At 68.2% G+C, this 13,777-nt stretch carries 15 protein-coding genes and 1 pseudogene; 14 read left to right on the top strand and 2 right to left on the bottom strand.

All coding sequences use genetic code 11. The annotated features are described in order from the left end of the window. Positions 1-58 precede the first annotated feature (58 nt). The gene (locus tag R4P08_RS01210; protein ID WP_317811924.1) at positions 59-1,414 is read right to left on the bottom strand and encodes an MFS transporter; all 1,356 of its coding nucleotides are present in this window, start codon (positions 1,412-1,414) and stop codon (positions 59-61) included. A gap of 215 nt (positions 1,415-1,629) precedes the next feature. Here R4P08_RS01210 and R4P08_RS01215 point away from each other — a divergent pair, with 215 nt between their 5' ends. The 5 genes from R4P08_RS01215 (at position 1,630) to R4P08_RS01235 (ending at position 5,537) form a co-directional block, all read left to right on the top strand. Further along, on the top strand, positions 1,630-3,408 hold the full coding sequence (locus R4P08_RS01215) for an N-acyl-D-amino-acid deacylase family protein (protein ID WP_317812238.1): 1,779 nt from the start codon (positions 1,630-1,632) through the stop codon (positions 3,406-3,408). A gap of 67 nt (positions 3,409-3,475) precedes the next feature. After that, positions 3,476-3,946: a thioesterase family protein gene (locus R4P08_RS01220; RefSeq protein WP_317811925.1), complete on the top strand. Its 471-nt coding sequence runs from the start codon at positions 3,476-3,478 to the stop codon at positions 3,944-3,946. Positions 3,947-4,011: 65 nt separating this feature from the next. Then, the gene (locus R4P08_RS01225) at positions 4,012-4,419 is read left to right on the top strand and encodes a PPOX class F420-dependent oxidoreductase (protein WP_317811926.1); all 408 of its coding nucleotides are present in this window, start codon (positions 4,012-4,014) and stop codon (positions 4,417-4,419) included. Positions 4,420-4,555: 136 nt separating this feature from the next. Further along, on the top strand, positions 4,556-5,137 hold the full coding sequence (locus R4P08_RS01230; RefSeq protein WP_317811927.1) for a peroxidase-related enzyme: 582 nt from the start codon (positions 4,556-4,558) through the stop codon (positions 5,135-5,137). Positions 5,138-5,291: 154 nt separating this feature from the next. Continuing rightward, the gene (locus R4P08_RS01235; protein WP_317811928.1) at positions 5,292-5,537 is read left to right on the top strand and encodes a hypothetical protein; all 246 of its coding nucleotides are present in this window, start codon (positions 5,292-5,294) and stop codon (positions 5,535-5,537) included. Between the two features lie 51 nt (positions 5,538-5,588). Here the strand turns inward: R4P08_RS01235 and R4P08_RS01240 are convergent, their stop codons facing one another. After that, positions 5,589-6,290: a superoxide dismutase family protein gene (locus tag R4P08_RS01240; RefSeq protein ID WP_317811929.1), complete on the bottom strand. Its 702-nt coding sequence runs from the start codon at positions 6,288-6,290 to the stop codon at positions 5,589-5,591. A 421-nt stretch (positions 6,291-6,711) separates the two neighbouring features. Between R4P08_RS01240 and R4P08_RS01245 the strand changes: the two genes are divergently transcribed. The 9 genes and pseudogenes from R4P08_RS01245 to R4P08_RS01285 all read left to right on the top strand — a co-directional run bounded on the left by R4P08_RS01245 (position 6,712) and on the right by R4P08_RS01285 (position 13,777). Further along, positions 6,712-6,936 (top strand): Flp family type IVb pilin, encoded by a 225-nt coding sequence (locus R4P08_RS01245; RefSeq protein WP_317811930.1) that lies wholly within the window; start codon positions 6,712-6,714, stop codon positions 6,934-6,936. A gap of 111 nt (positions 6,937-7,047) precedes the next feature. Next, positions 7,048-7,188 (top strand): annotated as a pseudogene (locus R4P08_RS01250) (TadE/TadG family type IV pilus assembly protein); the annotation flags it as partial. A gap of 15 nt (positions 7,189-7,203) precedes the next feature. Then, positions 7,204-7,440: a hypothetical protein gene (locus tag R4P08_RS01255; RefSeq protein WP_317812257.1), complete on the top strand. Its 237-nt coding sequence runs from the start codon at positions 7,204-7,206 to the stop codon at positions 7,438-7,440. 23 nt (positions 7,441-7,463) lie between these two features. Beyond that, entirely contained in the window at positions 7,464-8,372 is a 909-nt protein-coding gene (locus R4P08_RS01260; protein WP_317811931.1) for a pilus assembly protein TadG-related protein, read from the top strand. Positions 8,373-8,381: 9 nt separating this feature from the next. Next, positions 8,382-9,101, top strand: a complete 720-nt coding sequence (locus R4P08_RS01265) for a Flp pilus assembly protein CpaB (RefSeq protein ID WP_317811932.1) — start codon at positions 8,382-8,384, stop codon at positions 9,099-9,101. After that, a complete protein-coding gene (locus R4P08_RS01270; protein ID WP_317811933.1) occupies positions 9,101-10,333 on the top strand; it encodes a CpaE family protein in 1,233 nt (410 codons plus the stop codon). Before R4P08_RS01265 ends, R4P08_RS01270 begins: the two co-directional genes overlap by 1 nt. Continuing rightward, positions 10,330-11,847: a CpaF family protein gene (locus tag R4P08_RS01275; RefSeq protein WP_317811934.1), complete on the top strand. Its 1,518-nt coding sequence runs from the start codon at positions 10,330-10,332 to the stop codon at positions 11,845-11,847. Before R4P08_RS01270 ends, R4P08_RS01275 begins: the two co-directional genes overlap by 4 nt. Then, positions 11,844-12,788, top strand: coding sequence for a type II secretion system F family protein (locus R4P08_RS01280; RefSeq protein WP_317811935.1), 945 nt, complete (start codon positions 11,844-11,846; stop codon positions 12,786-12,788). The genes R4P08_RS01275 and R4P08_RS01280 overlap by 4 nt, the downstream gene beginning before the upstream one ends. Positions 12,789-12,871: 83 nt before the next feature. Beyond that, positions 12,872-13,777: a type II secretion system F family protein gene (locus tag R4P08_RS01285; protein WP_317811936.1), complete on the top strand. Its 906-nt coding sequence runs from the start codon at positions 12,872-12,874 to the stop codon at positions 13,775-13,777.

Below are 13,777 nucleotides of genomic sequence, written 5' to 3' on the forward strand. Positions count from 1 at the left end.
CGTCACATCCCCGGCGCCGGGCCGCATCCGCGCCGCAGTCGGACGTCGCGCGGCGGGCTCACGTCTCCTCGAGTGCGACCCCCTTGCGCTCCGGCAGGGTGAAGGCGGCCAGGGCGGCGACGACGAAGGCCGCCGCGAACACGCCGAAGACCAGCGCCGTGTCGCCCGCGTCGAGCAGGAACGGGACGAGCAGCGGCGCGATGATCGAGGCGATCCGCCCGAACGCCGCGGCCGCGCCGGTGCCGGACCCGCGGGTGGTGGTGGGGTAGAGCTCGGGGCCGATCGCGTACAGCGCGCCCCATGCGCCGAGGTTGAAGAACGACAGCGCCATGCCGGCGGCGATGATCGTGGCCGGGGAGTCGGCGAGACCGAACAGGCCCGCCGCGATCGCCGAGCCGGCCAGGAACACCGCGAGCGTCAACCGGCGGCCCCACACCTCGATGAGCCACGCCGCCACCGCGTAGCCCGGCAGCTGGGCCAGGGTGATGATGAGCGTGTAGCCGAAGGACTTGACCAGGTCGAAGCCCTGCGAGACCAGCAGGCTGGGCAGCCAGATGAACGCGCCGTAGTAGGAGAAGTTGATCCCGAACCAGACGATCCACAGCGCGCCGGTCCGCTTGCGCAGTCGCGGGGACCAGATGGATTCGCGGGGCGCGTCGTCGAGGGCGGCGGGCGCGGGGTCGGACTCGGTGGTGGCCGCGGTCGGGGACTCGGCGCCCGCTGGTTCGACGCCCGCTGGTTCGACACCTGCGGAGGCCTCGTACTCGCGGACGATCCGCTCGGCCTCGTCGTGCCGGCCCCTGGACTCCAGGAACCGCACCGACTCGGGCAGACCGAACCGGATCACCAGCGCGTACGCGGCAGGGATCAGGCCCACGGCGAGCGCCCAGCGCCACCCGTCGTCGCCGGTCGGCACCACGAAGTACCCGATGAGCGCCGCCATGATCCAGCCGACGGCCCAGAACCCCTCGAGGATCACCACCACCCGGCCGCGGATCCGGCGGGGCGCGAACTCACTGACCAACGTCGATGCCACCGGCAGCTCGGCGCCCAGGCCCAGGCCCACGATGAAGCGCAGGACGATGAGCATGGCGATGCCGGTCGACAGCGCCGCCGCGCCCGTCGCCAGCCCGTAGATCAGCAGCGTGGCCGCGAAGACCTGGCGTCGGCCGATGCGGTCGGCGAGCAGCCCGCCGAGCGCGGCACCGATCGCCATGCCGACGAAGCCGATCGACCCGATCCACGACAACTCGGTGGGGTTCAGCGACCAGTGGACCGCCAGCGCCGCCATGACGAAGGAGATGAGGCCGACGTCCATGGCGTCCAGGGCCCAGCCGACGCCGGAGCCGATCAGGAGCTTGCGGTGCTTGCGGGTGAACGGCAGGCCGTCGAGGCGCTCCGTGCGTGTGGTCATGCGCAGAGACGCTACCCCCGGCGCTCAGGGAACCGGACGGTTAACCGGCCCCAAACTGGACTGTCGTCCGGGTAAGGTGAAGGAAATGTGTTCTGGATCACAAGGCCGGGGAGTTCCACGTGGGCATCACTGAATCGGGCAGCACTGAATGGGGCAGCGCCGAACCGGGCAGCGCTGCATCTGCTGACGCTGCGGGCGCGGCCTTCGACGTCGTCATCCGGGGCGGCACGGTCTTCGACGGCACCGGTGCTCCCGGCGTCCGGGCGGATGTCGGCCTCCGGGCCGGAGTGGTCGCCGCCGTGAGCCCGACCCCGCTCCCGGTCTCCGCGGACACGCGCGTCATCGAGGCCGAGGGCCGGTGGGTGACGCCCGGGTTCGTGGACACCCACACCCACTACGACGTCGAGGTGCTCGCCTCCCCCGGGCTGGGCGAGTCGGTGCGCCACGGGGTGACCACCGTGCTGGTGGGCAACTGCTCGATCTCGGGCGTCTACTCGGGCACCGTCGACGTGGCCGACTTGTTCAGCCGCGTCGAGGCGCTGCCGCGGGACTCCGTTCTGGAGGTCCTGGAGGAGAAGAAGACCTGGTCCGACCCGGCGGCGTGGCGGCGCGCGGTGGAGGCCCTCCCGCTCGGGCCCAACGTGGCGAGCTTCCTGGGCCACTCCGACGTCCGCGCCTCGGTGATGGGGCTCGGGCGGGCGACCGACCCCGAGCACTCCCCCAGTCGGGAGGAGCTGCGCGAGATCGACCGCCGGGTCACCGCCGCGCTCGACGAGGGCTTCCTGGGCGTGTCCACCATGACCAACCCCTGGGACAAGATGGACGGCGACCGCTACCGCTCGCGGACCCTGCCCTCCACCCACGCCTCGTGGAAGGAGTTCCGCCGCCTCAGCCGGATCCTGCGCCGACGCGACCGGGTCCTGCAGGGCGTGCCCAACCTCAACACCAAGGTCGACGTGGCCTTCTACGCCGCCACCAGCACCGGGATCTTCCGCAAACCCCTGCGGGTCTCACTCCTCGCCGCCGCGGACACGCTGGCCGAGCCGTGGGTCAACCGCATCTTCCGCCCCATCGCCTGGGCCGCCAACACGGCCGGCCGCGGCAAGTTCGTGTGGCAGCACCTGCCCACCGCGTTCAAGGTGTGGGCGGACGGGATCGACCTGGTGGTCTTCGAGGAGTTCGGGTCGGGGCGCGAGGCCCTGCATCTGGTGGACGAGATGGCCCGCACCGACCTGCTCGACCAGGAGAGCTACCGCCGCTGGTTCCGCCAGGACTTCGAGAAGCGCTTCAGCCCGCGGGTCTGGCACCGGGACTTCGACGACGCCCTGATCGTGGCCTGCCCCGACGAGACGCTGGTCGGGCAGACCGTCGGCGACGTGGCCCGGGCCCGCAAACTGCACCCGGCCGACGCCTTCCTGGACCTGGTGGTGGAGCACGGCGCCGACCTGCGGTGGACCACCACCATCGCCAACTCGCGGGCGAAGGTCGCCGACCGGCTCGCGCGGACGCCGGGCATCACCATCGGCTTCTCCGACGCCGGCGCGCACCTGCGCAACATGGCCTTCTACAACTTCGGCGTCCGCCTGCTCGAGCGGGTGAACGACGCCCAGAAGAGTGCTAAACCGTTCCTGCGCGTGGAGGAGGCCGTGCACAAGCTCACCGGTGAGCTGGCCGATTTCTACCGCCTCGACGCCGGGCGGTTGCAGGTCGGTTGCCGCGCGGACCTGGTGGTGATCGACCCGGCCGGCCTCGACGGCGAGTCGCTCGACTACCACGAGGAGGCGATGGCCGAGTTCGGCGGAATCCGCCGGATGGTCAACCGCAACGACCGGGCCGTCGCGGCCACGATCATCGGCGGCCGCGTGGTCTGGGCGGACGGGGAGTTTGCGCCAGGCTACGGGTCTGAGTTCGGCGCGGGCCGGTTCCTGCCGTCGGGCGAGACCGTGGGGCCCCGGCCGGCGAGAGCACCGCAGCCCGCCGCCGAGGTGCGATAGGCCCCGGCACCGGTGGGGTCTCGTAGTCTCGGGTCCGGCTCATCGGATCCCCGGGAAGGCGGCGCACATGACGTTTCTGGTCACCTGGCGAGGCAAGGTCCGGCCCGAGTGGATCGACGTGAACGGTCACGTGAACTCGACGCACTACAACACGATCGTCTACGAGGCCCAGATCCGGCACACCGCGCACCTCGGGATGGGTGACCCGTACGTCTACACCTCCGGGCTGGGCAAGATGGTGGTCGAACAGCACTTCCACTATCAGCGCGAGCTCCGCGAGACGGACGAGATCAGTGTCCGCTCGTGGGTACTGGGGGTCGACGCCAAGCGGATCCACGTGGCCCACCAGGTCATCCGCGACGCCGACGGCGAGATCGCGGCGACGGTCGAACAGCTCGACCTCTCGGTGGACCTGTCCACCCGGCGAGTGACACCGTTCCCCGCAGACGTCCGGGCCCGGATGGACGAGTTGGTCACCCACGAGCTCCCCGACTCCCTCAGCGTGCTCGGGGTGCCCCGATTTGCCACGCGTCCCTGACTCCCGCCCGGCGCGCAGGGCCGGAGTCCGTCACACTGGACGGACACCACTGAAAGGACAATAACGTGAGCACGACACCCCTGGACGATGAGGTCCGCGAGCTGCTGCTCAAGGCCAACCCGGCCGTCATGGCGACCCTGCGTAAGGACGGCTCCCCGGTGACGGTGCCCACCTGGTACCGGCTGGTCGACGACCGGATCCACCTCAACCTGGACGCGGGCCGGGTGCGGCTCCAGCACCTCCGCCGTGACCCGCGGGTGGCGCTGTCCGTCATCGCCTCCGAGGACTGGTACACCCACGCGAGCATCCAGGGCCGCGTTGTGGAGATCGCCGACGACCCGGACCTGTCCGGCATCGACTCCCTGTCCCGGCACTACACCGGCGAGCCGTACCCGGTGCGCGACCGCGCCCGGGTGGACGCGTGGGTGGAGATCGAGCACGTCCACGTGTGGGGTCAGCTCCGGGAGGACTGACGGGCCGGTGGGTCGCGTGTTCTCCCGCCCGCTCCGTGCGGTCTCCGCCAGCCGGCGGTGCGGACGGGGGCCGTGGCGGACAGCGATCTCTACTCTGAAGTGACCCCTCAACCCTTCACCGACGGAAGGCCTCCAGATGTCTGATCGCTACCCCCTCGCCGAGCTCGCCGATCTGCCCGACGACCTGCGGGACCGCATCCTCGCCGAGCAGGAGAAGGCCGGGTTCGTCCCCGAGGTCTTTCTGATGTTCGGTCGTCGGCCGGCCGAGTCACGGGCGTTCTTCGCCTATCACGACGCGCTGATGGACCGTGAGGGCTCGAATATGAGCAAGGCGGACAAGGAGATGATCGTCGTGACCGTCTCCGGGCAGAACAACTGCCTGTTCTGCGTGGTGGCGCACGGCGCGATCCTGCGGATCGTCAAGAAGGACCCGTACATCGCCGACCAGCTGGCTGTCAGCCATCACAAGGCCTCGCTCACTCCCCGCGAGCGGGCGATCTGCGACTTCGCCACCAAGGTCAACCTGCGCTCGGATGAGCTGGGTGACGCCGATTTCGCGGCGCTCCGCGAGCACGGGCTCGACGACGAGGACGCCTGGGACATCGCCTCCATCGCCGCGCTGTTCGGGCTGAGCAACCGGGTGGCCAATGCCACCGACATGCGCCCGAACCCCGAGTTCTATCTCATGGGCCGGGTGCCGCGGGCGAAGGCGGAGTGATGCGGCTCCACGGCGAGAGGAGCCAGCTATGAGTCACGGCGCATGGGCTCGCGCTCGCCTGGGCAAGCTCATCCGGGCCGCCTCACCTACCCGGACGACCCCGGAACCTCCGCGATCCACCGGGGTTCCAGCGTGCCGATGCGACGTCGAGGACGTGCGACGGTACGCCGCCGCGCACGAGCGACTCCTGACCGACCGCGACGACTTCGGCTGGGCGACCCTCAGCACGTTTCGCCGGAAGGACGCGGAGATCATGGCGCTCGCGGACGAGAAGGTCCGCGCTGGAATGTGCGAGGTGACGGTCTTCCTCGTGCGGGCCGGAGTACTCACCGTCGAAGCGATGAAACAGGTCGACAGGTGGAACTTCACCATGGATTCGTCGTCGCCGCCGAACTACTGAGGCGGTAGGTGCTCTCGGCTCGATCGAGGCCACAGCGGGATCGACGCCGGCTCAGCGCTGCTCGATGACGACCCCGCACGCGGCGCGGCTCCCGCCGTCGCCGGCCTTCCGGGTGTCCTCGTCGGGTCCCTCCGGCGCGTAGCGCTCCGGGATGTTGGCCAGGTTGTCCGAGTCCTCGTGGATCATCGCGGCTGAACCGTCCGCGTCCAGGAGCAGGTCGCGGTCCAGCCGATCCGTGAGCGCGACGATCCGCCCGGTTCCGTCGTCGGTCACGTAGAGCGGCGGCAGGTCCCCAGCGTGCTCCGGATGACCGGCTTTCCCATCGGGTCCTGCAAGGTGGCCGCCGGCAGAGAGAAACGCCCCGCGCTCGCCGGGCTCGGTGGGGTTAGCGCTGTCGGGCTCACAGAGGCCGGACGTGTGGATATGGAGGCCATGAAAGCCGGGCGGGAGGCCGGTGGCCTCGACCGTCACCAGGGTGCCGCCCTCAGCCTCGGCGAGCTCCACGGTGCCGCGCGGCTCTCCCGCCGGGTCCGCGAGCTCGGCGGTGGCGAATGCCTGGGCGGCCGCGCCTGCTTGCTGGGCATCTGCCGTAGTGCTGGCCGCGGTCTCCTCGGCGGGCGTGGCAGCCCGGTCCACGTTCTCGGAGACCTCTGAGGTGCCACAGGAGGCGAGCAAAAGGATGCCGACCGAGAGTGCAGCGATCGCGGTTTCCCTCCTGAACGATCGGACGGTGGGCGCGGTGTGTGTGGGCATCAGGGTCTCCTCGCGACGACGTGGCCGACAACGTACCCGGACTGCTCTTGCTCGCAACCGTAGTTTCGTACGACCTTGACCTAGCCACCCCTAATGCACTGACTGATTCAGAAAATATTATTTGCGCTGGCCACCGTCGTAAATTGGCTGATCAGACACCAAACAGACTCGTGTCCAGACAATCGGGTGTCCAGATGCGCGTTCGACAACACCCTCACCTGCAAGGTCGTCATTCCCATATCAGGTCATCCTTAGTTGGCAGCGACAACAATCAGGCTCCATCGATTTTTGTTACCAACGTCACGAATTCCGCTTGCGCGCCGAGTTGGTTACTGCAATACTCCTCTCAGCCCCGACTCAGCTAGCCGGGACCATCCCCCTCGAGCCGATCGGCTCACTCCCCCGCAAGAAAGGGTTCACAATGAACCAGGTCTACGCCCTCATGGTTACCTTCCAGGCATTCATGGATGACCGCTTCGAGAACCGCAAGGACCGCGGCGCTACGGCCGTCGAGTACGGCCTGATGGTCGGCCTGATCGCCGTCGTGATCATCGCGGCAGTCGTCCTGCTGGGTGGTCGCCTCAACGAAATGTTCGAGACGGTCGTGACGGAGCTCGGCGGAACCGTTCCTGAGGGTGACGCCTAAGTCTTCGCGAACTCCGGCGCAGCGCCCAACTGGGCTCTGCGCCGGAGTTTGTTAGGCCCCTCCTCTGGCCAGACCGTTTCCCTTCTCCCACTCCCCCCCGGCAGGCCCGCAATGTCCACGCCCTCACGTGACCGCGGAGCAGCATCAGTTGAGTTCGCGCTCGTACTCCCCATACTCTTGCTTCTCTTGTTCGGAATCCTCGAATTCGGCCGTGCGTACCACGTCCAGACCACTCTTTCGAACGCTGCACGCGATGGCGTCCGAGTCATGGCGCTGCAGGACAGCGCGACCGCCGCCATCGCAGCCGCTGAGGTGTCCGCTCAATCCCTCGACCTCTCCGACGCCGACATCACGGTCACCCCGACCGCCGGCTGCTCCTCTGCCCTGACGGGTGCGGGTCTCGCCTCGGTGACGATCGAGTACCCGTTCTCCCTGGTCTCGGGACTTCTTCCCATTGACGACTTCATCCTCACCGGGAAGGGGACAATGCGATGCTTCGGATAGACGATGATCGCGGGGCGATCGCAGTGATCATCGCGGTTCTAATGGTCCCGCTTCTCGGGTTCGCAGCCCTCTCCCTCGACATCGCGGCCACCCATGCCGAAAAGCAGCAGCTCCAGACCGGTGCCGATGCAGCCGCGCTCGCCATCGCCCAGGACTGCGCGCGAAAAGACTGCGGTACCCCGGCCGACACCGCGCAATCACTTGCCACGCTCAACAGCAATTCGGGGGCCGCGGTAGCGGACGTCGACCCGGTTCCTACCGAACTGTCCGGGCGTGTCACCGTTCGCACCTCGGCGGTCCGACAGCATCTGTTCGCTCCCGTCCTGGGCGTGGACTCGACCGAACTCACGACTTCGGCCACCGCGGGCTGGGGTTCCCCGACCGGTGGGACATCAGCATTGCCGATGATCTTCTCTCTCTGCGATTTCAACAAATACTCCGTGGACGGCCGCCCATCGGGGAGAGAGCAGGTCATCGTCACGACGCCGGCGGGGAATTGCTCCGGCTCGGTTGACCATTCCCCCACGTACCTTCCGGGCGGCTTCGGCTGGTTGCAGACCGACCTCAAGAAGAGCTGCAACGCCACGACGCGAATCGGAACCAAGGCATCAAGCGAGCCAGGCAATACAGCCAAGCACTGCGACCTCTCCACCATCCGGAACAGAACTATCCTCGTGCCCATCTTCGACGACGCCGACCCGGCCGAGACGGGCGGTCAAGGTAGAGGCGCCTGGTACAAGGTCTACGGCTATGCGGCTTTCACGGTGACCGGGTACAACTTCTCCGGTCAGAGTTGGGAGCCACCGTGCGCCAAGAACCTGCGATGCATCAGCGGCTACTTCACCACCATCCTCCAGGCTGACCCCGACTTCGACTACGGACCCGGCGGGCCTGATCTCGGCGCCGCTGCCGTTGTCCTCCTACCCGATTAGCGAGAACCGATGAATCGACGAATCCTCTCAGCAATCGCTGCCGGTGTACTCGCCGTCCTAGGCGCCGTCCTGCTCGTCAGCTACGTCAACAACGCGGACAGCCGCGCGATGGCGAACATGGACCCGATCGAGGTGCTGGTGGTATCCGCGCTGATCCCCCAGGGCACCCCCTCAGACGAGATCGCCGAATCAGTGACCACGCAGCGCCTGCCCCGTGCGGCCGTGGGGCCTGACGCCGTCCGATCGCTTGCAGAGGTGTCCGGCCGGGTGGCCGCGACCGACCTGCAGCCCGGCGAACAGCTCCTGGGCGGACGGTTCGTCACCCTGCAGTCGCTTGAGCGGTTCGGCGGCATCCCCGTGCCCGAGGGCTATCACTCGGTCACCATCTCGCTTAGCGCACCGCAGATCGTCGGCGGCACCATCACTCCCGGGGACACTGTCGGCGTATTCATCACCGTCGGCGACGGGACGACTCGCCTCATTCTCCGAAAAATCCTCGTGACCCGCGTCCAAGGCGGGCTCGGCGCGACCCAGCCCAACGAAGGGGTCGAGAACCCCGACGCTGCCCCGGTGCCCGACGGCGGCGCGATGATCACCATGGCGCTCACTACCGATCAGTCGCTGACCGTCGTCCACGCCGCCAAATTCTCGAATATCTGGCTCTCGCTCGAGGACGCGACCGTCCCGCAGGACGGCACCCCCAAGGTCGATATGAGGAATTTCTCCTGATGAGCCGCATACTTCTCGCTTCTGATTCCGCCGACCTCCGCGGACTGATCGCCACCGCGACCGGCGAACCGATCTCGGTGATCGCCGGAGCCCCGCTGCCCGCCGGCCCGTCGCAGTTGTTCCAGCAGCTCGGGTCGGGCGTCGCCATCCCTCAGGTGGTGGTGATCGACACCGCCACCGACCGCGCCGGGGCACTGGGGCTCTCGTCGCGTCTCGCCACTGAGTGCCCCGGTATGGCCGTCGTGCTGGTGAGCGAGCAGCCCGACACCCTTGCGCTGGCCGCCCTGCGGGCCGGCGCGTGCGACGTGGTGCACCCCGGAGCCGACGTTGCCGAGCTCGCCGAGGTGCTCGGCCGCGCCGCTCTGGTCGCGGCCACTACCGCACCCCAAGGTCCGGGTGACCCCGCCATGAACGGGAATGCCGACGCCCGCGGCCGCGTCATCAGCGTGGTCTCGCCCAAGGGTGGAGTCGGAAAGACGACCGTCTCCACCAATCTGGCGGTGGGTCTGGCCCGGACGGCTCCGCTCTCGACCGTGCTGGTGGACCTCGATGTGCAGTTCGGCGACGTGGCCAGTGCCCTCAATCTGACCCCTGAGCACACCCTTCTCGACGTGGTCCGCGGCCCGGCCGTGCAGGACTCGATGGTTCTCAAGACCTTCCTGACCCAGCACCAGACCGGCCTCTACACCGTGTGTGCGCCGACCTCACCCGCCGAGGCCGACGAGATAACCGCCGCCGACGTGGCCCGGCTCCTGAAGACTCTGTCCTCAGAATTCCGTTACGTCGTGGTGGACACTGCCCCCGGGCTCGGCGACCACGCCCTCGCCGCGATCGACCAGGCCGACGAACTCATCATGCTGACCAGCCTCGACGTCCCCGGGGTCCGGGGCCTCCGAAAGGAGATCGACATCCTCCGCGACCTCGGGTTGACGTTCGAGAGTCGGCACGTAGTGATCAACTTCGCCGATCCCCGCAGCGGGCTCACCAAGGCCGATGTCGAGGCCACCATCGGCACCGGCGTCGATCTGGTGCTTCCCCGCAGCAAAGCGGCTCCCGTCTCGGTCAACCAGGGGATTCCCCTGTTGCAGAGCGATACCCGTGACCAGATGACCAAGCAGCTGCGCAAGTTGGTCGACCGGTTCACCCCGGCCCCCATGCGCCCGGCCGGGATCACCGCACCGATTCTCGACGGCGGCCGGCACCGGCTCCGTAGGAAGCGGGTGAAGGCATGAGCCTGTCCGATCGCCTCCGCGCCGCCCGCGTCGCCCCGGGAGGCACCGTCACCGACGTGCCCGCATCTGACGCCCCACCGCCGGTCTCCACTACGCCGCCCTCGACGCCGTCGGTAAAGACGCCGACGGGAACAACGACTGGGACGACGACGAAGTCGGCCGCCGCGGGCGCCACGCCGACGTCCGCGACCGCAGGCGTGGCCGCGGCGGAGGACCCCACGGCCGATCCGCTGATCGCCCTCAAGGAACGCGCGGCCAGCGCATTGTTCGAGCGCATCGGTGCACGCCTGAACAACCCGTCCCTCACCGAGGACCAGCTCCACGCCATGGTCCGCACCGAGCTCAACAAGGTCGTCGAGGACGAGACCATCCCGCTGACCGGCGACCAGCGGCAGCGTCTCATCGCCGACGTGCAGGCCGACGTGCTGGGCCACGGCCCGCTCGAGAAGCTGCTCGACGACCCAGAGATCACCGAGATCATGGTCAACGGGCCCGATATGATCTTTGTCGAGCGCGCGGGCCGGATCACCCGTCACCCCTCACGGTTCACCTCCGAGGAACACCTCCGGCAGGTGATCGAGCGGATCGTCTCCCGCATCGGCCGCCGCGTCGACGAGTCGTCTCCGCTGGTCGACGCCCGACTCGCCGACGGTTCGCGAGTCAACGCCGTGATCCCACCGCTGGCCGTCAACGGCTCCTCACTGACCATCCGGAAGTTCTCCAAGGACCCGTTCAAGGTGCACGACCTCATCCGGTTCGGCACCCTGACCCCCGAGATGGCCGAGCTGTTGCAGGCCTGCGTGGAGGCGCGGCTAAACATCATTGTCTCCGGCGGCACCGGATCAGGTAAGACCACCCTGCTCAACGTCCTGTCGTCGTTCATCCCCGAGGGTGAGCGGATCGTCACCATCGAGGACGCCGTGGAGTTGCAGCTACAGCAGGATCACGTGGTCCGGCTGGAGTCCCGCCCGGTCAACATCGAGGGACGCGGGGAGATCACCATCCGCGAACTGGTGCGGAACTCCCTGCGAATGCGGCCCGACCGCATCGTCGTGGGCGAGGTCCGCGGCGGCGAGACCCTGGACATGCTGCAGGCCATGAACACCGGCCATGACGGCTCGCTCTCCACCGTCCACTCCAATTCGCCACGTGACGCCATCGCCCGCATGGAGACCCTGGTCCTCATGGCCGGCATGGACCTGCCCCTGCGCGCCATCCGCGAGCAGATCGCCTCCGCCGTCGACGTGATCATCCAACTCACCCGACTCCGCGACGGCACCCGCCGGGTCACGGCCGTCACGGAGGTGCAGGGCATGGAGGGCCAGACCGTCACCCTGCAGGACGCCTTCCTCTTCGACTACTCCGCCGGTCTCGGCCCCGACGGCAAGTTCCTGGGAAAACCCCAGGCCACCGGGGTTCGGCCCCGCTTCACCGACCGTTTCACAGAACTCGGCATCACCTTGTCTCCACGGGTGTTCGGCGCGACCACCGAGAGCCCTGGGACCATCCGATGAGCCAGACCCTGCTCTCCGCTGCCGGGCTGGGCGTCGCCGCCATCGCCCTCGCCGTGCTGGTAGTGACCTACCTGGTGCTCTCCCCCGCGGCCGGGCGGATTCCCCGAGACCGCCGACGGCCCGGCACGGCCGACGGCCCCGGGCCGCTGAGCCGCGCAGCCACTGCCGCCACCGAGGCGATCGATTCCCTCCTGCGCCGCCGCAGGACCACAGGAGCCGGCCAGCTTGAACGCGCCGGAGTTCGCATGGGGCTCCAGGACTATGTCTTCCTCGTCGTCGTCGCGACGGTCGTCGCCTTCGCCCTCGGCCTCATCCTCGTCGGGCCGCTGATGGGCGCGTTCCTGGCGCTGCTCACCCCCGCCGGCGCCTACGTCCTGCTCCAACTTCTCGCCGCCCGGCGTCGCGCCAAGTTCGCCGACCAGCTCGACGACTCCCTGCAGCTCATGGCCAGCAGCCTGCGCGCCGGACACTCCATGCTGCAGGCCCTCGCTTCCGTCGCGCGCGAGGCGGAGGAACCCACCTCCGAGGAGTTTTCGCGGATCATCAACGAGACCCGCGTCGGCCGTGACCTCGGGTCCGCGCTGGAGGAGACCGCCAACCGAATGGGCAGCCAGGACTTCGTGTGGGTCACCCAGGCCATCGCGATCAACCGCGAGGTCGGCGGCAACCTCGCCGAGGTCCTCGACGCCGTCGGCCACACCATCCGCGAGCGCAACCAGATCCGAAGGCAGGTCGCAGCGCTGGCCGCTGAGGGCAAGCTCTCCGCGTATGTCCTCATGGCGCTGCCCTTCGGCATCGGCGGGTTCCTGTTCATTTCCAACCCGTCCTACATCGGCGTACTCACCCAGAGCCCGCTCGGCTGGGGGATGATCGCGGCCGGCACGGTGATGCTCGTCATCGGCGGCATCTGGTTGAGCAAGGTCGTGAGCATCAAGTTCTGACAACGGTCGCCCCCCTCCGGCCCGCTTTGCCACGCCCCCTCTTCACCCCTCCTCCCACCCTCGCCCCTCGAAAGGAGCCCCGCGTGAGTTCTCTTCCCGCGACGGTGGCCGTGATCGTCCTGACCGCCTCCCTGTTCTTGCTGGCCTTCGCGGTGTTCGCCGGCCGCGACACCGTCCGCGCGCGTACTGTCGCCAACCTCCGTCGCGGTACCGACCACGGGTTCGACTCCCCCATCGACCTGACCGGAATTAACGACGATGACTCCCGCAGCCGCCTGTACGAGTTCGCCCGACGGTTAACGCCGACGGGCACCATCAGCAGACTCGAGAAGTTGACCCTTCGCGCTGGCCGGCCCAAGGGCTGGTCACTCCAGCGACTGCTGATCGCCAAGCTGGGGCTTCCGCTCATCGTGCTGCTGCTGGGATTATTACTGCTGCGGACCAAACCGGCGCCGCTGCTCTTTCTCCTAATCCTGGGCACGGCAGTCGTCTGCTACTTCCTGCCCGAGCTCTTGCTGAAAAGTCGTGGCCAGGAGCGCAACGACGAGATCCAACTCGAGCTGGCCGATACGCTCGACCAGATGACCATCGCTGTGGAGGCCGGCCTGGGCTTCGACGCCGCCATGGCCCGCGCCGGCCGCAACGGTACCGGAGCGCTGGCCCAAGAGCTCGTCCGAACCCTCCAGGAAATCCAGGTGGGCCAGCTTCGTCGCACCGCCTACGAACACCTCGCCCTGCGCACCGACGTCGCCGATCTGCGACGCTTTGTCCGCGCGATTATCCAGGCCGACGCCTACGGCATCTCCGTAGCGGACGTGCTCCGCACCCAGGCGGGAGAGATGCGGATCAAGCGCCGCCAACGCGCGGAGGAGAAGGCGCAGCAGATCCCGGTCAAGGTGATCTTCCCGCTGATGCTGTTCATCCTGCCCGTACTGTTCATCGTGCTGCTCGGCCCCACCGCGATCAACATGATGGAGGCGTTCTCCTGA

Source organism: Rhodococcus sp. IEGM 1408, assembly GCF_033142235.1.
GTDB lineage: Bacteria > Actinomycetota > Actinomycetes > Mycobacteriales > Mycobacteriaceae > Dietzia.

Coding starts and splice junctions, on each gene's coding strand:
- R4P08_RS01240 (WP_317811929.1), bottom strand. CDS start 6,290: ATGCCCACACACACCGCGCCCACCGTCCGATCGTTCAGGAGGGAAACC.
- R4P08_RS01210 (WP_317811924.1), bottom strand. CDS start 1,414: ATGACCACACGCACGGAGCGCCTCGACGGCCTGCCGTTCACCCGCAAG.
- R4P08_RS01220 (WP_317811925.1), top strand. CDS start 3,476: ATGACGTTTCTGGTCACCTGGCGAGGCAAGGTCCGGCCCGAGTGGATC.
- R4P08_RS01275 (WP_317811934.1), top strand. CDS start 10,330: ATGAGCCTGTCCGATCGCCTCCGCGCCGCCCGCGTCGCCCCGGGAGGC.
- R4P08_RS01230 (WP_317811927.1), top strand. CDS start 4,556: ATGTCTGATCGCTACCCCCTCGCCGAGCTCGCCGATCTGCCCGACGAC.
- R4P08_RS01270 (WP_317811933.1), top strand. CDS start 9,101: ATGAGCCGCATACTTCTCGCTTCTGATTCCGCCGACCTCCGCGGACTG.
- R4P08_RS01245 (WP_317811930.1), top strand. CDS start 6,712: ATGAACCAGGTCTACGCCCTCATGGTTACCTTCCAGGCATTCATGGAT.
- R4P08_RS01255 (WP_317812257.1), top strand. CDS start 7,204: ATGGCGCTGCAGGACAGCGCGACCGCCGCCATCGCAGCCGCTGAGGTG.
- R4P08_RS01280 (WP_317811935.1), top strand. CDS start 11,844: ATGAGCCAGACCCTGCTCTCCGCTGCCGGGCTGGGCGTCGCCGCCATC.
- R4P08_RS01265 (WP_317811932.1), top strand. CDS start 8,382: ATGAATCGACGAATCCTCTCAGCAATCGCTGCCGGTGTACTCGCCGTC.